Consider the following 20307-nt stretch of genomic DNA (forward strand, 5'->3'; position numbering starts at 1 on the left):
CCATTGCCGCGCGACCTTTGATTGAGTAGCAGGAACACCAAGACCTTATGACGGAAACCGTAGCACTCAAGATCGTACAGCGCATCGCCGCCGAACTGTCCGTCCAGCCGCGCCAGGTCGCGGCCGCGGTGCAACTTCTCGACGAAGGAGCGACTGTTCCGTTCATCGCCCGCTACCGGAAGGAAGTGACCGACAATCTCGACGACACGCAACTGCGTAATCTCGAGGAGCGCCTGCTGTATTTGCGCGAGCTGGAAGACCGGCGCGCCACGATCATCGCCAGCATCGACGAACAGGGCAAGCTCACCGACGAGCTGCGCACCGCGATCGAAGGCGCCGATAGCAAGCAGGTGCTGGAAGACCTGTATCTCCCGTATAAGCCGAAACGCCGCACGCGCGCGCAGATCGCCCGCGAAGCCGGCCTGCAGCCGCTTGCTGACGCGCTGCTGGCCAATCCGTTGCTCGACCCGCAATCCGAGGCCGCCGCCTACGTGGACGCGGAGAAAGGCGTCGCCGACGTCAAGGCCGCACTCGATGGCGCGCGCGACATCCTCTCCGAACAGTTCGGCGAAACCGCGGAACTGCTCGGCAAGCTGCGCGATTACCTGTTCAATCAGGGCGTGGTGTCGTCGAAAGTGGTCGAAGGCAAGGAAAACGCGGAAGAAGAGAAATTCCGCGACTACTACGACTACGCGGAAACCATCAAAACCGTGCCGTCGCATCGCGCGCTGGCCCTGTTCCGCGGCCGCAATGCGGGCGTGCTGATGGTCAAGCTGGGGCTTGGCGAAGAACTCGACGCGCAGGTGCCGCATCCGGGCGAAGCGCTGATCGCCCGCCACTTCGGCATCGCCAATCAGAACCGCCCGGCTGACAAATGGCTCTCCGACGTGTGCCGCTGGTGCTGGCGCGTGAAGGTGCAGCCGCACATCGAAAACGAGCTGCTGACCAATCTGCGCGACGAAGCCGAACACGAAGCGATTCGCGTATTCGCGCGCAACCTGAAGGACCTGCTGCTGGCCGCGCCGGCGGGCCCGAAGGCCGTGATCGGCCTCGATCCGGGTATGCGCACCGGGGTGAAAGTTGCGGTGGTCGATCGGACCGGGAAGGTGCTTGCCACCGACGTGATTTATCCGCACGAGCCGCGCCGCGACTGGGACGGCTCGATCGCAAAACTGGCGCGCATCTGCGCACAGACGCAAGCTGAGTTGATCAGTATCGGCAACGGCACCGCGTCGCGCGAAACGGACAAACTCGCGAGCGAACTGATCACGCGTCATCCGGAGTTCAAGATGCAGAAGATCGTCGTGTCGGAAGCCGGTGCGTCGGTGTACTCGGCCTCCGAACTCGCGGCGAAGGAATTCCCGGACATGGACGTGTCGCTGCGCGGCGCCGTGTCGATTGCGCGCCGTCTGCAGGATCCCCTCGCGGAACTGGTGAAGATCGACCCGAAGGCGATCGGCGTCGGCCAATATCAGCACGACGTGAATCAGCGCGAACTGGCCCGCTCGCTCGACGCGGTGGTCGAGGATTGCGTGAACGCGGTCGGCGTGGACGCGAATACGGCGTCGGTTGCTTTGCTGGCGCGCGTGTCGGGTCTGAACGCAACGCTGGCTCGCAACATTGTCGACTATCGCGATGCAAACGGCCCGTTCCCGTCGCGCGAACATCTGCGCAAGGTGCCGCGTCTGGGCGACAAGACCTTCGAACAGGCCGCCGGTTTCCTGCGCATCAACAACGGCGAGAATCCGCTCGACCGCTCGTCGGTTCACCCGGAAGCCTATCCGGTCGTGGAACGCATGCTCGCGAAGATCAGCAAGCATGTCGGCGCAGTGCTCGGCAATCGCGACGCACTGCGCGGCCTGTCGCCGGCGGAATTCGTCGACGAACGTTTCGGCCTGCCGACCGTGCGCGATATTCTGCTGGAACTCGAAAAGCCGGGCCGCGACCCGCGCCCCGAGTTCAAGACCGCGACCTTCCGCGAAGGCGTCGAGAAGGTTAGCGACCTGACGCCGGGCATGGTGCTCGAAGGTGTCGTGACGAACGTGGCGGCCTTCGGTGCGTTCATCGACATCGGCGTACATCAGGACGGTCTCGTGCATGTGTCGGCCATGTCGACGAAGTTCATCAAAGACCCGCACGAAGTGGTCAAGGCTGGTCAGATCGTCAAGGTGAAGGTGCTGGAAGTCGACGTGAAGCGCCAGCGTATCGCGCTGACCATGCGTCTGGACGACGAGTTCGGCGCGGCCGCAGCGCCGCGCAGCGGTGGCGGCGCCCAGCAGGATCGCGGCCGCTCCGGCGGCGGGGGACGCGGCGCGCAGCAACCGCGCTCGCGTGAGCCGGAAGCGGGCGGCGCAATGGCCGCTGCATTCGCCAAGCTCAAGCAGAAGTAAGCGGGTTCGTCAGTGTCAGTGCGTGACTGAATCACGCGCTGACGTTCACGAGACTGAGCTGAGCGGCAAAAAAAAACCCACGCAATTGCGTGGGTTTTTTTATCGCTTGTCGCTTGCCGCGCCTCGACATGCAATGCGCTGACAAACCTGAGGCGGCGCTCAGATCTCGATCTTCGTCCCCAATTCCACCACTCGATTGGCCGGAATGCTGAAGAAATCGGTCGGCTTAGCGGCGTTCTGATGCATCCATGCGAACACACGTTCGCGCCACACCGACATGCCCGGCAACTGCGTCGGCACCACCGTTTCGCGGGCGAGGAAGAACGACGTGTCCATCAACTCGAACGTCATGTCGTGCGTGCGACCGACCTCGAGCAACACCGCCTTCACGTCAGGCGTTTCGTTGAAACCGTACACCGCCTTGACGAGGTACAAGCCGCCGTTGAGATCCTTTACCGTCACGCGTTCCGAGTCTTTCACATACGGGATATCGCGCGTCACGAAGGTCAGGAAAATGGTGCGCTCATGCAGCACCTTGTTGTGCTTAAGATTGTGCAGCAAGCTCACGGGTACGAGCGAATCGCTGCCCGTCAGATAGATCGCGGTACCCGACACGCGATGCGGCGGATGCGCGAGCAGGCCCTGCAGGAACGGCATGAGCGGAATGCCGTCAGCCGCCGTACGCTCCTTGACGATCATCCTGCCCTTGAACCAGGTCATCAGCAAAAAGAACAGAAGCGCGCCGATGCCGAGCGGCAGCCAGCCGCCTTCCGCAACCTTGAGCAGATTGGCGCCGAAAAAGCCTAAGTCGACGACCATGAACACACCGATGATCATCGCCACGAGGAACTTGTTCCAGTTCCACACCTTTACCATCACGACGCAGGCGAGGACCGTGGTGATCACCATGGTGGCCGTCACCGCGATACCGTAGGCGGCGGCGAGGTTATCCGAGCTCTTGAACGCGATCACGATGCACAGAATGATGAACAGCAGCATCCAGTTCACCACCGGCACATAGATCTGACCGATCGCCAGTTCCGACGTGTGCAGGATCTTCATGCGCGGCACGTAGCCGAGCTGGATCGCCTGGCTCGTCAGCGAATAGGCACCGGAAATCACTGCCTGCGACGCAATCACGGTCGCCACCGTCGACAGCACCACGAGCGGCAGCAACGCCCAATCCGGCGCGAGCAGGAAGAACGGGTTTTCGATCGCCTTCGGGTCATGCATCAGCAGCGCGCCCTGGCCGAAGTAGTTGAGCACCAGCGACGGCATCACCAGGCAGTACCACGCCATCCGGATCGGTTTGGCGCCGAAGTGACCCATGTCGGCGTAGAGCGCTTCGGCGCCGGTCAGCACCAGCACAACCGAGCCGAGCACCACGTAGGCCTGCAACACATGCGCGGCCATGAAGGTGTAGGCGTAATACGGGTTCAGTGCGCGGATCACGTTCGGCGACTGAATGATGTGCCACAGACCCAGCGCGGCGAGCACCAGGAACCACAGCACCATGATCGGACCGAACAGGCGGCCGACGGTGGCCGTGCCGTGCCGCTGAATCCAGAACAGCAACACGAGAATCACCATGGTGAGCGGCAACACCAGATGAGACATATTGGGCGCCGCGATCTCCAGACCCTCGACCGCGGAGATCACCGAAATGGCGGGCGTAATCACCGCGTCGCCATAGAACATGCACGCACCGAAGATGCCGAGCATCATCAGCAAGCCGGCCGCTTTCGACTTCTGGTCGACAGAGCGCAGCGCCAGCGCCATCAGCGCAAGAACACCGCCTTCGCCGTTGTTGTCGGCACGCATCACGAACAATACGTACTTGACGCTGACCACGATCACGATCGCCCAGAACAGCAGCGAGATCACGCCCAGAATCGATTGATCGGTCAGCGGAATGCCATGTGACGGGCTGAAGGCCTCTTTCAGCGAGTACAACGGGCTCGTGCCGATATCGCCGAACACCACTCCGATCGCGGCAATCGCAAGGGAAGGCAGAGGCTGTTTGTGCACGTGATTGTTATCTGTCATAAACGCGAGGAAATCCGTTCCCTGAGCGGAAAAAACGACCGCTATTCTAAACTGCCCGCCTAGCGCCGCCCGGCTTGTTGTGGATACACCACGTGGATGGTCCGCGAAGTGTAGCACTGCGATTTGGGCACGTCTGCCGCATCAGGCGTTTCGCCGGCGCCGGCAAGCGCATTCTGCGGAGCGCCGTTCGCAGCCCGTGCTAAGACGCACACACCAACCACAATAAGCACGCGCTTAGCACCCAGCATGCACAAACAACGCATACGGCGCACATAAAAAAACGGAGCCCAATCGGACTCCGTTCTGCAGGCACTGCACTGGCTACGACGCGATAAGTACGGCGTCGTAGCGCGCATCATGTGCCCGACGACTCCTGCTGCATACCGCGCTTGATCCACGCGCCGAGGTTATGCGGACGAACCGTGTCCCACTCCTCGAACGGCTGGTGAATCCACGGATTGGTAGGCAGATACTGCACGTGGTAGTCGGGTTTCACTTTCGAGCAACCCTTGTACCAGAGCACCGCCGAACGCACCGCGGTGATCGCCGGATAGCGCTCCTTCAGATGCTGCTGCACGCGTGCCAGCGTCACACCGGAATCGACCAGGTCGTCGACCAGCAGCACGTTGCCGTGCAGCTCGCCGCGCGTCATCGTGATGTATTGCGCGATGTCGAGTTCGCCCTGCTCCGTGCCGGCCGCTTCGCGGTACGAACTGGTGGCGAGAATCGCCAGCGGCAGATCGTAAATACGCGAGAGCTGATCGCCGACGCGCAAACCGCCGCGCGCGAGACACAGGATCTTGTCGAACTTCCAGCCCGACTCATGCACTTGCAACGCCAGCAGTTCGATCAGCCGGTGATACTCGTCCCAGCCGACCCACAGGTTCTTGTCATCGTTGCGCGGATCTTTCATCGCAATCATGGGTACACCTTGCACCATGGCTTAAACCTTGAACGGATGACGAAGCAGAATCGTTTCGTCGCGATCCGGACCGGTCGACACCATGTCGATCGGAATACCTGCGACTTCCTGCACACGCGTCAGATACGCACGTGCGGTGGCCGGCAGTTTGTCCCATTCCGTGATGCCGACGGTGCTTTCCTTCCAGCCCGCGAAGGTTTCGTACACCGGCACGCAACGCGCGACTTCCGATGCGCCACGCGGCAGCAGGTCGACATGCTTGCCGTCCACCGTGTAGCCGATGCATAGCTTCACTTCGTCGAGGCCGTCAAGCACGTCGAGCTTGGTCATGCACAGGCCCGACACACCGTTGATCTGGATCGAGCGGCGCAGCGCGGCGGCGTCGAGCCAGCCCGTGCGGCGCGGACGGCCGGTGACCGAGCCGAATTCCTTGCCGACCTTGGCGAGTTCCAGGCCGATCGGTTCCTGACGCGCGGCGTTATCCGCGTCGTACAGTTCGCTCGGGAACGGGCCCGAACCGACACGCGTGCAATACGCCTTGGTGATGCCGAGAATGTAATTCAGCTTTTGCGGACCGACGCCTGCGCCCGCGGTAGCCGCACCGGCCACGCAGTTGCTCGACGTGACGTACGGATAGGTGCCGTGGTCGATGTCGAGCAGCGTGCCTTGCGCACCTTCGAACAGCAGGTTGTTGCCGGCGGCGTTTTCGTCGTACAGACGACGCGACACGTCGGTCACCATCGGCTTCAGACGGTCGGCATAGCTCAGCATCGTGTCGAGCGTTTGCTGGAAGTCGACCGCGGCGACACCCAGGTATTGCGTCAACACGAAGTTGTGATAGTCGAGGTTTTCACGCAGACGTTCGGCGAAGCTTTCCGGCTCGAACAGGTCTTGCACGCGCAAACCGCGGCGTGCCACCTTGTCTTCGTAGGCCGGGCCGATGCCGCGGCCGGTGGTGCCGATCTTGCTCGCACCACGGCGCGCTTCGCGGCCCTGGTCGATGGCAATGTGGTACGGCAGGATCAGCGTGGCGGCTTCGGAAATGAAGAGGCGATTCTGAACATCGACCCCGGCGGCTTCGAGCTCGCCAATTTCCTTGAACAGCGCTTCCGGCGACAACACGACGCCATTGCCGATGTAGCACGCGACGCCGGGATGCATGATGCCCGACGGAATCAGACGCAAGATGGTTTTCTTGCCGCCGATGATAAGCGTGTGACCGGCATTGTGACCGCCCTGGAAGCGAACGACGCCTTGAGCGTGGTCCGTCAGCCAGTCGACGATCTTGCCCTTGCCTTCATCACCCCACTGGGTCCCCACGACGACGACGTTACGCCCGGGGTTCACATTCACTGCGCTGGCAGACATGTTGTTTCGTAAGCTGGTTAAAAACGTATTCTACCTATGTTCGCGGAACCTTCCGAATTTTTCCGTTTCCGCTCAACGGTGTGCACGTTATGGTGGGTATATCGAAAATAGCGCGGCGGAGTGGCCGCGCCGGGTCCGGCGACGCTTTGGACGCCTTCTGAAATGCCCTCGGGTCGCCCCGCGAGCGGTCTATCTATTCGTGCTCAGGAACGGGGTTCGACCACCCACGCGCCGTTGCGCTCGACCAACACGCGGTCGCAGGCGAACTCATCCAGATCGTGCTCGTGACCAGGAAGCGCCTGGATCACGACTTCGCCCGCATCGCGCAGTGCGGCGACGCTCACGCGCAACGCTTCGTCGTGCCGCCACGGCGCGAGAATTGCACTGCTGCGGGCCTCGACGGGCGAAATGCGAGCGACCTCGCGCAGATCGAGCGAGAAGCCGGTTGCCGCGCGCGCGCGCCCGTAGGCCTGGCCGACGTGGTCATAACGGCCGCCGCGCGCAACCGCATTCGGCACGCCGTCGACATACGCCGAGAACATCACGCCGCTGTGGTACGCGTAGCCGCGCAAATCGGCCAGATCGATCATGACTTCGGCGCCTTCTACCTGGTTCGCTAGGAACGCGAGGTCGTCGAGCGCGCGTGCGATGGCCGGTGCGTTCGGCAAGCGTGCACGGGCTTCATCGAGCACCGAGGCGTCGCCGTAGAGCGTGGGAAGCGAGCGCAAGGCGTCGCGCGTGACCGGCGTGAGATCGGCGGTCAGCTCGACGAGGCGCGGCACATCCTTGCCCGCCAATGCGTCGTAGAGCGATTGACCCAAGTCGGCCGCAGCAGGCTCCGCTTCGATCAGCGCGGCGAGCACGCCGGCATGACACAAATCGAGCCGCACTTTCGCGAGGCCGGCCAGACGCAGCGCATCAAGCATCAACTGCTGGATTTCCAGATCCGCTTCGAGACCGGCGTGACCGTAGATTTCCGCGCCGATCTGGATCTGTTCACGCGTGGCGTGCAGGCCGCGCGGACGCGTGTGCGCCACATTGCCGGCATAGCAAAGCCGCGTCACACCCTGACGATTCAGCAGATGCGCGTCGATACGCGCGACCTGCGGCGTAATGTCGGCGCGCAGACCGAGCGTGCGCCCGGACATCTGATCGACGAGCTTGAAAGTGCGCAGATTCAGATCGTGCCCGCCGCCGCTGAGCAGCGACTCGAGGTACTCGAGCAGCGGCGGCATCACCATCTCGTAGCCGTACGAGCGGAAACGGTCCAGCAAATGGCGCCGCAACTCTTCGATCTTGCGGGCTTCCGACGGCAGCACGTCGGCGATATTCTCGGGAAGTAACCAGGTCGACATCGATGCAGTCCTACGACGTTGAACACGGCGGCTAGATGCGCCGGTAAGTGAGTGTGAATGGCGGGCGACGGCTTTATTTTGGCGGCTGTCGCAGGCGTCGGGACTGCCCTTCACAGTCCCTCAGCCGACCTTGGCCCGTGCCGGAACGCTCGCTCGTGCCACGCCGCTGTTGCCACGCCGCTGTTGCCACGCAAATCGCCAACGCAACGGCGCGCAGCGACGGGCGCTGTGCAGCGCCCCTTCAGGTCACGATAAACAGCAGAATCAGCCCGAGCACCATCACGACCAGCCCGCCGACGCGAATCTGATGCGGGGGCCGTTCCGCTATTTTACGGAACGTGTCGCTCCAGGCGCTCGGAAAAACGAAGGGAAACATCCCTTCGATAATCAGCATCAATGCGATCGCGAGCAGTAACGAGCCGGCTATGTCCATGCGAATGAAGGGGCCGCGATGCGGATGCCGCGGCGTTCCGGTTATCAGTGTTTGCGCGGTGCCGCGGAAGCGTCCGGGGCGGCGCCGCCGGTCGGGCTACGCATGAAGCGGAAGAACTCGCTGCTCGGGTCGACCACGATCACGTCGCCTGGCTTGAAGGTGTTCTTGTACGCCTGCATGCTTTGATAAAACTGGTAGAACTGCGGGTCACTGCCGTATGCCGCGGCCGCGATTTCCGCTGCCTTGGCATCGCCCTCGCCCTTGATGGTCTGTGCCTGACGATAGCCGTCCGCGAGAATCGCCTGTTGCTGGCCGACGGCGTCTGCCTTGATCTGGTCGGCCTCGGCCGTACCCTTCGCACGTTCGTCGGCCGCGGCCTGCTGGCGTGCGGCGATCATCCGCTTGTAGACCGAGTCGGCCATCGCCGCCGGAAAGTCGACGCGCGTGAGTTGTACGTCGAGCACCGAAACGCCCAGCGATGCCGCGGCTTTGTCCATCGCGCCACGTGCTTCGTCGGCAACGGCTTGTTGCTTCGCAAGCGCGTCGGTCAACGTGACCTTGCCGAACGCGTCGCCGAGCGCGCTACGCGACAGCAGTGCCAGGCGGTCCGACAGGCTTTGCACGTCGCCCTTGGTTTCGGCGAGCAGCTTCAGCGGATCGGTCACCCGGTATTTGATGACCGGGTTGGCCAGCAGATCGGTTTTGTCCGATGTGACATAGCGGTCTTCATCCGGCGCGTCGAGCGACTGGATGCGGTTATCGACCAGCGTGACCGTTTGCAACGGCGGCGGCAGCTTCACGTGCAGGCCAGGGCCGAGCAATACGGGCGCGGTGTCGCCATGCGAGGACAGCACAGCCATATGCCGCTGGTCGACCACGAATACCATCGACGACGCGGCAAACAGCACGACGACTAAGGCAACGACGAGCGCAATGATCTTGTTCATGATGTGCGCTCCTTATTGAACTTCGTCTTCACGCATACGGCTGCGGAAGGAGTCGCGTGAACGGAGTGCGTCGCTGCTGGCTGCAGCCTGGCTGGCAGGCGTCGAGACCGCGGCGGGTGCGGAAGCAGCGGCAGAAGGCGCAGCGCCAGACGTTGCGGCAGCGCCGGAAGCGGCTTGCGGCACGGCAGCACCCGACGCAACGGCAGCGCCGGAAGCGGCCGCAGCAGCGTCAGCAACGCGCTGGCGCGTCTGCTCGACCAGCTTGTCGAGCGGCAGATACAGCACGTTGTTGCCGCTCTTGCTGTCCACAAACACCTTGGTCGTATTCGAATAGATCTGCTGCATGGTTTCCAGGTACATGCGCTCGCGAATCACAGCGGGCGCTTTCGAGTACTGCGCGTAGACCTGCTTGAAGCGCTCGGCGTCGCCTTGCGCCTGGGCCACGGTCTTGTCGCTATACGTTTTCGCTTCGTCGATCTGGCGCGTGACGTCGGCTTGCGCGCGCGGCAGCAGCTCAGCGGCATAGGCCTGCGCCTCACGTTTGGCGCGCTCGTTGTCCTGACGCACTTTGGCGGAATCGTCGAAAGCGGCTTGCACCTTGTCGGGCACCTGCACGCCCTGGATCGTTACACCGGTCACGGCAAGGCCGGACTGGTATTCATCCAGAGATTGCTGAATCGACGCCATCAGTTGCTGGCGAATTGCTTCGCGATCCTGATAGAGGATGTCGTTGGTGCTGCGCGCGCCGACGATACCACGCACCGCCGCTTGCGCGGCCTGCATGACGCTCTGATCGGGATCGACGCTGCGGAAGAGATAATCAGTCGGCTTGCTCACCTGGTACTGCACGGCAAAGCGCACGTCGACGATATCGGCGTCGTGCGTGAGCATCGACGCGTCCTTCACGTTGGCGAGACGCACCACGTTATTACGGCCGACCTCCACCTGGCGGATCTGGCCGATATTGACGAGCTCATGCGCTTCGAACGGATACGGCAGGCGCCAATGCACACCCTGCCCCGCTGTGTAGCGATACTTGCCGAACTGCATCACGACGCCGGCCTGGCCATCTTGCACGACGAACACGCCGCTGCCGAGATAGATCGCGATCAACACGCCGATCACGATGCCCATGCCGATGCGCGCGCCGCGACCGTTGTCCGGACGGCCACCACCCGCACCGCCGCCCTTGCGGCCGAACACCCGGCTCAAACGGCGGTTGAAATCGCGCCACATCTCGTCGAGATCGGGCGGGCCTTCATCGTCCTTGGTCGGCGGACGCTTGGGTTCGTTGGGTCGTTGGCGATCGCCATTGCCGTCGCCCCGGCCCCAGCGCGGATCGTTCAGTGAAAGCATGGCGCGCATGCGCAGCCAGATACTCCGCTCGTTGTAATCGTTCACCTGTGTTCGTTCACCAGAGTAGACAGCGGGTCAGTGCAATTGGAGCGGGTCAGTGCCCGAGTTCTGAGACCTTGCGGTCCTCGCGTGGTGCTGCCGACCGGTCTTCTTCCGACAGATCGACCAGCGTATCGGAGAGATGTTCGGCAGTAGCGATTTCAGCGATGGCAGCGCGCAATGTATCCAGCCCTTGCCCCGTGCGCGCGCTCAAAAAGACGCGCGAAATATTACCATACTCATCCCGCTCGACCGCGTCGCCACGGGCCGCCAACTCCGGCACGGCGTCGATCTTGTTGAACACCAGCACCTGGCGAATCGTGTCCGCACCGATTGCGTGCAACACCTCGTCCACCTGATCGATCTGATCGAGGCGCACGGCGCTCGACGCGTCGACCACGTGCAGCAGCAGGTCGGCGTGGATGGTTTCCTCGAGCGTGGCGCGGAAAGCCGCCACCAGTTGGTGAGGCAATTCGCGGATGAACCCGACTGTGTCGGACACCACCACCTGGCCGGCTTCGTCGCCGAGATAGACACGGCGGGACGTGGTATCCAGCGTGGCGAACAGCTGGTCGGCGGCGTACGCCTGGGCCTTCGTCAGCGCATTGAAAAGCGTGGATTTTCCCGCGTTCGTATAGCCGGCGAGCGACACGGACATGGTCTGGTTACGGCTGCGCGCGCGGCGCTGCGTGCCGTGTTGACGGCGCAGCTTTTCGAGGCGGGTTTTGAGCGCCTTGATACGCTCGCCGATCAAACGGCGGTCGGTTTCGAGCTGCGTTTCGCCAGGGCCGCGCAAACCGATACCGCCTTTCTGGCGTTCAAGGTGAGTCCATGCGCGGATCAGCCGTGTCGATAGGTACTGCAACTGCGCGAGCTCCACCTGCAGCTTGCCTTCGTGGCTGCGGGCGCGTTGCGCAAAAATATCGAGGATCAGGCTGGTGCGATCAATCACGCGGCGGTTAAGCGCCTGCTCCAGATTGCGCTGCTGCGCAGGGGCCAGAGCGTGATTGAAAATGACGAGTTCGATGTCGTTCGCCTCACACGCAAGACGCAGTTCTTCGGCCTTGCCGCTGCCGACGAACATCTTGGCATCGGGACTGGACCGGCGCCCCGTGAGGGTGACTAAGGGATTCGCGCCCGCGCTTTGCGCGAGCAGGCTAAGTTCTTCTAGACTGGCTTCGAAATCGATTTTACCGAAGTCGATGCCGACAAGCGCTGCATTGATCAAATTGGAGGGTATCAAAATGAGGCGGCCGGGAGTAATCGCCAACGGGCGACGCTACGCCGGCCGCGACGGGGGTTAGGACTGTTCGGAATCCGGGTGGAAATTCACCGGACGGGCAGGCACGACAGTCGAAATTGCGTGCTTGTAGACCATCTGGGTGACCGTATTCCTGAGCAACACGACGTACTGGTCGAACGATTCGATGTTCCCTTGAAGCTTGATGCCGTTGACCAAGTAGATCGACACCGGCACATGCTCTTTACGCAGTGCGTTCAAAAACGGGTCTTGTAACAATTGCCCTTTGTTGCTCATAGCAAACTCCGTATTTTTTTGCAGGTTGACTGAATTGACGACGAAGGAAAAAGAGATCCGCCGCCAACCGCTACACTATAGCCGATTTTCATTTTTGCGCGAGAGGCCTGGCCTGGCGGCCAAACCCAGCACACACGCGGGTTTCAGCCTGGATTTCAGCCTTTGTCCGCGTAAGGGTTCGTCGACGATCTGAACTCTATGCGCAATGGAGTCCCAGTCAGCTTGAAAGTTTCCCTGAAGCGGTTTTCGAGGTAGCGTTTGTACGTTTCGGTGATCGCATCAAGCGCATTTCCGTGAATCACGATGATCGGCGGATTCTGTCCGCCCTGGTGCGCGTAACGCAGTTTCGGGCGCACCGGACCGCGCCGGCGCGGCTGCTGGAATTCCACCGCCTCGATCAGCGCGCGCGTCAACTTCGGCGTCGGCAGCTTGGCCATCGCGGCGGCGTAGGCGTCGTCGACCGAGCGCATCAGCGGGCCGATTCCGGTTTTTTCCGCAGCGGAAATGAAGTGAAATTTGGCGAAATCGAGAAATTTTAATTTGCGCTCGATGTCTGCCTTAGTGCGCTCGCGCACATGCGAATCGAGCCCGTCCCACTTGTTCACGCCCACTACCAGCGCGCGGCCCTGCTCCACCACGAAACCGGCAATATGCGCGTCCTGTTCGGAAATATCCTGTTGTGCGTCAAGCAGCAGGATCACGACGTTTGCGTCCGAAATCGACTGCAGTGTCTTCACCACCGAGAACTTCTCGATCGCTTCGAACACCTTGCCGCGGCGGCGCAAACCGGCCGTGTCGATCAGTGTGTATGGCTTGCCCTGACGCTCGAAGTCGACGTAGATCGAATCGCGCGTGGTGCCGGGCATGTCGAACGCAATCACGCGCTCTTCGCCCACCAGCGCATTGATCAAGGTCGACTTGCCGACGTTCGGCCGGCCGACGATCGCGATCTTCACGCCGTGCGCCTGTTTTTCTTCGTCGCTCTCTTCCGGCTGCCCGGCGTACGCGACACCAAGCGCCTCATTGATCATTTCGGTGACACCGTCGCCGTGTGCCGCCGAAATTGCGCGCGGGTCGCCGAGACCGAGTTCGTAGAAGTCGGCGGCCACCGTGGTGTATTTCATCCCCTCCGCCTTGTTGACGACGAGGAAGATCGGCCGGCCGGTCTTGCGCAGGTAGTCGGCAATCGTCTTGTCCTGCGGCGCGAGACCGTTGCGGCCGTCGACGATGAACACGACGACGTCCGATTCCTCGACCGCCTGGCGGGTTTGACGCGCCATTTCGTGCATGATGCCGTCTTTCGCGACCGGCTCGAAGCCGCCGGTATCGACGACCAGATACGGCCGGTCGCCGGCGCGCCCCTCGCCGTAATGGCGATCGCGGGTGAGACCGGGCAGGTCGGCAACCAGCGCATCACGCGTGCGCGTAAGACGGTTGAATAGCGTGGATTTCCCCACATTGGGGCGCCCAACCAGGGCAATAACGGGTTTCATCAGATGTTGTTCACGGTGAAACGCGGGATCGAAATCGACCGCCCGCGTAGCGACGCCATGCGGCCGCTACACGGCAGCGTTTGACGAAAATTATCACGAATTCGGCCAGCCCCGGATGTGCTGTCAATATGCGCACCCGGGCGGACGAGAGTTTGGCTGTATGGGGCGGCGCCAATGGGCCGCCAGGTTCAGTCTTTCTTGTTCAACGGCTCGCAGCCCAGTTCGGTACGATTCTCTACGTATCTACCAGGACGGCGTCGAAGGTGGCGCCGCAAGCAGCCACCGGTGGCCACATGGGCCGTTTCTGATCCGACTTGCCAGACCAGCCAGTCCGGCAGAATTTTTCTAGTTGCTCTGCTGCACAACAAAAATGCGTGCGGCCGGCGAAGCCGGCCTGCACGCCTGACTACCCATCGTCTGCGCGATTAGCGCGGGCGGTAGCCGTACAGGTCGCCGTCGTGCGTCTGCACGACCAGCGTTTCGCCGGCCAGCACCGGCGCCGCGGTAATCGGGCTGCCGTCGGTTTTCACACGGGCCACGAGCGTGCCGTCTTCGCGCGACAGGAAGTGCACGTAACCCTGATAGTCGCCCAGCACGGCAGCGTGACCCAGGATGAAGGGGACGCTGAGCTCGCGGTTCTTCAGTTTGTCGCTCTTCCAGAGCGGCGCGCCGTTGCTGACATCGAACGCCGACACCACGGACCAGTCGTCGGCCGCCACCACGGCGCGGTCGTCCTGCGCCAGGCCGCTCGTGCTCGAGAACGCCTTTTCCCACAGCGCGCGGCCCGAGTTCGCATCGAAGCAGCCAATCTGGCCCTGGAACGTCACCGCGCAGGTTTCCGAACCGATCAGCGTGGGCGGACCCGTCACGTCATTGATGCGCTCCACCTCCGTCACGCCCTTCGGATACGACACCGGCGTCTGCCAGTAGTTGTCGCCGGTCTGCAGGTTGATCGCGGCAAACGCGCCACCCGGGAAGCCTGCCAGCACAGCCGCGTCACCCGCGAACGTCATGCCCGACGAGACACGCAGATTGAGCGGCACCGCGCGGTTGCGGTAGTTCCACTTCTGCTCGCCGGTTTGCGCATTGAACGCAACGATCTGACCGTCGACCGTGCGTACCACCACGAGGCCGTTGCCGACCAGCGGCGGCGAGATGATTTCGCCAGGCGCCTTGGCGGTCCACAATTGCTTGCCGTCCGCGCCGAGCACGTAGACGTCGCCCTTCAGACCGCCGCCCGCCGCGAGCGTGCCGTCGCTGCCGACACCCGCCGACAGATCGTCATGCAACTTGACGCGCCAGATGTCCTTGCCGGTTTGCGCGTCGATCTTCGCAACCGAGCCATTCGCGCCAGCCGCGTACACCGCGTTGCCGACCGCAACCGGCGAGAACAGGTAACGACCCGCCTTGCCCACGCTAGTCTTCCACGCCTGCTGCACGTCGAGCACGGGTTTGAACTCGGTGAGCGGCGTCGGCACGCGGCGCTCGTCTTTCGTGGATGAGCAAGCCGCCATGGTGAGCACGGTCATCGCACAGGCAACGGGCACAGCGTAACGTTTCAGCAGATTCATCGGTGGACGAAGCATTCAGGAAATTAATTAAAGGAGACCGGTTGGTCGTTACATGCGGCGCGCTGCATGCGGCGATTAGCCGCCCAGCGCGTCCAGCTTGAACTGAATCAATTGGCGAGCCGAGCTATCGTTTTTCGACAGCGAGTCGAGCGCGAGCTTGTAAGCCGCGCGCGCATCGTCACGTTTGCCTTGAGCAGCGAGCAGGTCACCGCGGCCGTTCGCCACAACGCCCTTGAACGCATCGGACTGCGGTTCGGAGAGCAGTGCGAGACCCTGGTCGTAAGCTTTGTCGTCGAGCAGCAGCGAAGCCAGACGCAGCTTGGCGATCTGCTTGAACTCGTCGTCTTTTGCGTGATCGATGGTCCATTGCAACTGGGTCTTCGCGGCAGCTTCGTCACCCGTGGCGTACAGCGCCTTGGCCGCGCCCAGCGCGGTCATCTGCGCATACGCGGTGCGGCTGAACTTGTCTTCCATATCGGTGGCGACGCGCGTGATCTTCGCCTTGTCGCCCGATGCAACGGCTTGCTGCACCTGGTCATACAGCACCGCGGCTTCCGCCGCCTGGCGCCGCTGCCAGAAGTTCCAGCCGTTCCAGCTGGCGGCGGCGACCAATGCCACCAGCACGATCCATGTGGCTGCATTGCCCCACTGCGTCCACCATGCCTTCAGACTTTCAATCGATTCTTGTTCGTCGTGGTAACTCATCGCCCGGCGATTTCCTCTTTCTTGATACGTGTGCGTGTCGAGCCAAGGGGCTCGACGACATCGCGATCAGTCGTCGCCGTCTTCGGCGGTTGCAACCATCGCATTGATTAGAAATTCGGTCAAGTCTTCGGCGGGCACGTTATGTTGCTCGTTTTTACCGCCGTTAGAACTTGTATCACGGAGCGGTTTGACGCCGACCGTGCCGTTCGCAATCTCGTCTTCGCCGAGCACCACCGCGAATGCCGCGCCGCTCGCGTCAGCACGCTTCATCTGCGACTTGAAGCTCGCCGTCTGACCGTCCGCGCTGCAATGCAGGATCACGTCGAGGCCCGTATCGCGCAAACGCTCGGCGATGATAAAGGCCTGTTCACGTGCCGCGTCGCCCTGATGGACCACGTACACGTCGCAACCTTCGTCTTCCGGCACGAGCTGATCTTCTTTCAGCAACTCGAGGATACGTTCGACACCCATTGCCCAGCCGCACGCGCCCGTCGGCTTGCCGCCAAGCTGTTCGATCAGCGGATCGTAACGGCCGCCAGCCGCGACAGTGCCTTGCGCGCCAAGCTTGTCGGTCACCCATTCGAACACGGTCAGATTGTAATAATCGAGACCGCGCACGAGACGCGGATTGATCGTGAACGGAATGTTGTTCGCCTTCAGGATGCGTTGCAGGCCTTCGAAGTGCGCGCGCGATTCTTCGCCGAGAAAATCGATCAGCTTGGGCGCGTTCTGCGCGACTTCCTGCATCGCCGGATTTTTCGTGTCGAGCACGCGCAGCGGGTTCGTGTAAAGACGGCGCTTCGCCTCTTCGTCGAGCACGTCCATGTGCTTTTCGAGGTACGCGATCAACTCGACGCGATGTGCCGCGCGCTCTTCCACGAGACCCAGCGAATTGAGTTCGAGCTTGATACCCATCAAGCCGAGGTCGTCCCACAGACGCTGGCACATCATGATGATTTCAGCGTCGGCGTCCGGGCCGGCGAAGCCCAATGCTTCCACGCCAACCTGATGAAACTGCCGATAACGGCCGCGCTGCGGACGCTCGTGACGGAACATCGGGCCGATGTACCACAGACGCTTCGGACCGTCGTACAGCATGTTGTGCTCAATCGCCGCACGCACGACAGCCGCCGTGTTTTCCGGGCGCATCGTCAGGTTTTCGCCGTTCAACGCGTCGGTGAAGCTGTACATTTCTTTCTCGACGATATCGGTCACCTCACCGATACCGCGCTTGAACAACTGCGTATGCTCGACGATCGGCGTACGAATATTCTGGTATCCGTACGAACGCAGCATCGACTTGACGGTCACCTCAAAAAATTCCCACAGCCCGGCTTCCTGCGGAAGGATGTCGTTCATCCCCTTCACGCCGGACAACTTTTCGAGCTTTTTCTTCTGTTCAGTCTTCTGTTCAGTCATCTGTCTTCGATTGACGGTATTTAGTTAAGTGCTTCGGCGCGGCCGGCTTAGGCGCGGCCATAGCGGCGCTCGACGTAGTCACTCACGATTTGCTGGAATTCTTGCGCGATGTTATCGCCACGCAGCGTCTTAACCTTCTCACCGTCGACGAACACCGGCGCAGCCGGATTTTCGCCTGAACCCGGCAAGCTGATGCCGATATTCGCCTGCTTCGATTCGCCCGGACCGTTGACGATACAGCCCATCACCGCCACGTGCATCTTCTCGACGCCAGGAAATTGATCGCGCCACACCGGCATCTGCGTACGCAGATAGGTCTGGATTTGCGACGCCAGTTCCTGGAACAGCGTGCTGGTGGTGCGGCCGCAACCCGGGCATGCGATCACCATCGGCGTGAACGAGCGCAGACCCATGGTCTGCAGAATTTCCTGACCGACGATCACTTCGCCGGTACGCGGGCCACCCGGTTCCGGCGTCAGCGAGATACGGATCGTGTCGCCGATGCCTTGCTGCAGCAATACCGACAGCGCAGCGGTCGACGCCACGATGCCCTTCGACCCCATGCCCGCTTCAGTCAGACCCAGATGCAACGCGAATTCGCAACGGCGCGCGAGTTCACGATACACCGCGATCAGATCCTGCACGCCGCTGACCTTGCACGACAGAATGATCTTGTTGCGCGGGAGGCCGATTTCGACCGCGCGCTCCGCCGAGCCGATCGCCGACTGGATCAGCGCTTCGTACATCACGCTCTGCGCTTCCCACGGCGTGGAACGCGCGGCGTTTTCGTCCATCATCTTCGCGAGCAGATCCTGGTCGAGGCTGCCCCAGTTGACGCCGATCCGCACCGGCTTGTCGTACTTCACCGCCGCTTCGATCATTTGCGCGAACTGCGTGTCGCGCTTCGCGCCATGGCCGACATTGCCCGGATTGATCCGGTACTTCGACAACGACTCCGCGCACGCGGGGTAATCGCGCAGCAGCAAATGGCCGTTGTAATGAAAATCACCGACCAACGGCACCGACACGCCCATGCGGTCGAGCTGCTCGCGAACAGCCGGCACGGCCGCCGCCGCTTCCGGCGTGTTGACCGTGATACGCACCAGTTCCGAACCGGCTTGCGCAAGTTCCTTGATCTGGATCGCCGTGCCGATCGCGTCCGCGGTGTCGGTGTTGGTCATCGACTGGACGCGCACGGGCGCGTCGCCACCGATGGTGACGAGCTGGCCGCCCCAACGGACATCGACCGCGTGCGACTTGCGCCGCGCAGCGTGGCCGCCAAACACCGGCTCGTTTGAAACGATCTTGCTACTGGATTGGGATTGAGCTTCGGATTGCATCGAAAAACCCATTTACGCCGCATGCGCCACACAAAAGACGTGGCGCCTGAATTGAAAAAGCGTCGCGACCCGGTTGGCCGCGACGCATACCGTATCTATCAAGGCAACGCGAAGCGCGCCACATTACCCTTGGCTGCCGAATATTTCGACGGATCGACTGGCTGGCCATCGAGCGTAAGAGACTCGAGACCCGCCTTGTTGCCGATCGTGACCTTGAACGGCGCTGCGCCCGTCACTTCCTTCGTATCGCCCGCGTGTACGAGGCCGGAGAACACCTCCTTGCCATCTTTGCCACGCACACTGAACCAACTGTCTTGCGTTACACGCAATGCGATGATCGCCTCACCCGCTGGCGGTGGCGCCGTTGCCGTAGTTGCCATATCCGCCGCGGCCGATGCGCCTATCGCGGCGACCACCGGCGCGCTTGCGCCTTGCGCCGCAGCCTGGACCTGCGAACCGGCCTTCGGCGCAACCGCTGCTGCTGTGACAGCCGGCGCGGAAGACGGCGCCGTACCGGTCGCCAGCGGCGCGGGCATCGGTATAGCCGACGCTGCGTTATCCGCCGCGGCCTGCGTTTCCGGCGCTGAAGCAGCGTCTTCCGCCGTTGCCTCGGAACCTGCTGCCTGACCCTGCGCCACTGCGCCCGATGCTCCGGTCGCGCCACCCGCGGCGCCGTTAGCGCTCGCCTTCAACCGTGCGAGCCACGCCGACGAATCACCGCCGTTGGTATGCCACATGCCGAGCGCGATCACCGCGACGATCACCGCCGCAATGCCCCACAGCCACGAGCGGCTCTTTTGCCCGCTGCCGCCAAGCGACAACGATACGCGCCCGCGCGGCAAATCCTTGCCGGACGAAGCCGGCATCGATAGATCCGGCGCGGGCACGCCCTTCTCGCGACGCAAAGCCTGCGTGAACGGCGCGGGATCGGCGCCGAGCATCTTCGCGTAGCTGCGCACCACGCCGAGCGCGAAGGTCGTGTCCGGCAAATGGCTGATGTCACCCGATTCGAGCGCACGCAACTTGGTGACGGATACCTTCAGGCGCGCCGACACGTCTTCGATCGTCCAGCCCTTCGATTCACGCAATTGGGTCAGGCGCGCGCCAACCGCTGCCAGGGAATCCAAACCCGCCAGGCCCGCCGAGCCCGGCTGCACAACAGGCTGCACCACCGCCCGGGCGACTGGCGCCGGATGGCCTTCGTTTGCGTCTCCGTCCTGCGGCTGCGGCTGCGGGTGCTGCGGCTCACTCATCCCAAATCCTTTCGCGTCGATTCTTTTTCACTTGTGCAACCCGGACGGGCCAAAGCCTCACGCCCGAATCGCAGACCGTTTATAACAAAATGCGCGGCCTTGTGTGCCGCTTCCGATCGCTTCTGCAAACTTT

The 20307-nt window shown here is 62.3% G+C and carries 16 protein-coding genes; 1 reads left to right on the forward strand and 15 read right to left on the reverse strand.

The genetic code is table 11. The annotated features are described in order from the left end of the window. The first annotated feature begins 47 nt into the window (after positions 1–47). Positions 48–2390, forward strand: coding sequence for a Tex family protein (locus GNZ13_RS34125; RefSeq protein ID WP_172172746.1), 2343 nt, complete (start codon positions 48–50; stop codon positions 2388–2390). Positions 2391–2549: 159 nt separating this feature from the next. Here GNZ13_RS34125 and GNZ13_RS34130 read toward each other — a convergent pair whose 3' ends face one another. The 15 genes from GNZ13_RS34130 to GNZ13_RS34200 all read right to left on the reverse strand — a co-directional run bounded on the left by GNZ13_RS34130 (position 2550) and on the right by GNZ13_RS34200 (position 20174). Further along, entirely contained in the window at positions 2550–4436 is a 1887-nt protein-coding gene (locus GNZ13_RS34130) for a potassium transporter Kup (protein ID WP_172172748.1), read from the reverse strand. A 355-nt stretch (positions 4437–4791) separates the two neighbouring features. Next, entirely contained in the window at positions 4792–5376 is a 585-nt protein-coding gene (locus GNZ13_RS34135) for a phosphoribosyltransferase (RefSeq protein ID WP_028199541.1), read from the reverse strand. A gap of 3 nt (positions 5377–5379) precedes the next feature. After that, a complete protein-coding gene (locus GNZ13_RS34140) occupies positions 5380–6726 on the reverse strand; it encodes an adenylosuccinate synthase (RefSeq protein WP_172172750.1) in 1347 nt (448 codons plus the stop codon). Between the two features lie 203 nt (positions 6727–6929). After that, positions 6930–8081: an ATP phosphoribosyltransferase regulatory subunit gene (locus tag GNZ13_RS34145; protein ID WP_172172752.1), complete on the reverse strand. Its 1152-nt coding sequence runs from the start codon at positions 8079–8081 to the stop codon at positions 6930–6932. A gap of 241 nt (positions 8082–8322) precedes the next feature. Further along, positions 8323–8514, reverse strand: a complete 192-nt coding sequence (locus GNZ13_RS34150; protein ID WP_172172754.1) for a DUF2065 domain-containing protein — start codon at positions 8512–8514, stop codon at positions 8323–8325. Between the two features lie 44 nt (positions 8515–8558). Then, on the reverse strand, positions 8559–9461 hold the full coding sequence (hflC, locus tag GNZ13_RS34155; RefSeq protein WP_172172756.1) for a protease modulator HflC: 903 nt from the start codon (positions 9459–9461) through the stop codon (positions 8559–8561). Between the two features lie 12 nt (positions 9462–9473). Further along, positions 9474–10862 (reverse strand): FtsH protease activity modulator HflK, encoded by a 1389-nt coding sequence (hflK, locus tag GNZ13_RS34160; RefSeq protein ID WP_172172758.1) that lies wholly within the window; start codon positions 10860–10862, stop codon positions 9474–9476. A gap of 49 nt (positions 10863–10911) precedes the next feature. After that, positions 10912–12099: a GTPase HflX gene (gene hflX, locus GNZ13_RS34165; RefSeq protein ID WP_172172760.1), complete on the reverse strand. Its 1188-nt coding sequence runs from the start codon at positions 12097–12099 to the stop codon at positions 10912–10914. 57 nt (positions 12100–12156) lie between these two features. Then, complete coding sequence (hfq, locus tag GNZ13_RS34170; RefSeq protein ID WP_006051315.1) at positions 12157–12393, reverse strand: RNA chaperone Hfq; 237 nt, start codon at positions 12391–12393, stop codon at positions 12157–12159. Between the two features lie 155 nt (positions 12394–12548). Then, a complete protein-coding gene (gene der, locus GNZ13_RS34175; protein ID WP_172172762.1) occupies positions 12549–13886 on the reverse strand; it encodes a ribosome biogenesis GTPase Der in 1338 nt (445 codons plus the stop codon). 425 nt (positions 13887–14311) lie between these two features. Continuing rightward, the gene (bamB, locus tag GNZ13_RS34180) at positions 14312–15457 is read right to left on the reverse strand and encodes an outer membrane protein assembly factor BamB (protein ID WP_172172764.1); all 1146 of its coding nucleotides are present in this window, start codon (positions 15455–15457) and stop codon (positions 14312–14314) included. A gap of 75 nt (positions 15458–15532) precedes the next feature. Then, positions 15533–16162: a YfgM family protein gene (locus GNZ13_RS34185; protein WP_172172766.1), complete on the reverse strand. Its 630-nt coding sequence runs from the start codon at positions 16160–16162 to the stop codon at positions 15533–15535. A 66-nt stretch (positions 16163–16228) separates the two neighbouring features. Next, positions 16229–17581 carry a histidine--tRNA ligase gene (gene hisS / locus GNZ13_RS34190; protein WP_172172768.1) on the reverse strand — a complete coding sequence of 451 codons (1353 nt, stop codon included), beginning with the start codon at positions 17579–17581 and terminating at the stop codon, positions 16229–16231. A gap of 47 nt (positions 17582–17628) precedes the next feature. After that, positions 17629–18933, reverse strand: a complete 1305-nt coding sequence (gene ispG, locus GNZ13_RS34195; RefSeq protein WP_172172770.1) for a flavodoxin-dependent (E)-4-hydroxy-3-methylbut-2-enyl-diphosphate synthase — start codon at positions 18931–18933, stop codon at positions 17629–17631. A gap of 86 nt (positions 18934–19019) precedes the next feature. After that, positions 19020–20174 carry a helix-turn-helix domain-containing protein gene (locus GNZ13_RS34200; RefSeq protein WP_172172772.1) on the reverse strand — a complete coding sequence of 385 codons (1155 nt, stop codon included), beginning with the start codon at positions 20172–20174 and terminating at the stop codon, positions 19020–19022. Positions 20175–20307: the final 133 nt, after the last annotated feature.

The sequence above is a fragment of the Paraburkholderia elongata genome, from assembly GCF_013177735.1.
Classification (GTDB): Bacteria; Pseudomonadota; Gammaproteobacteria; order Burkholderiales; family Burkholderiaceae; genus Paraburkholderia; species Paraburkholderia elongata.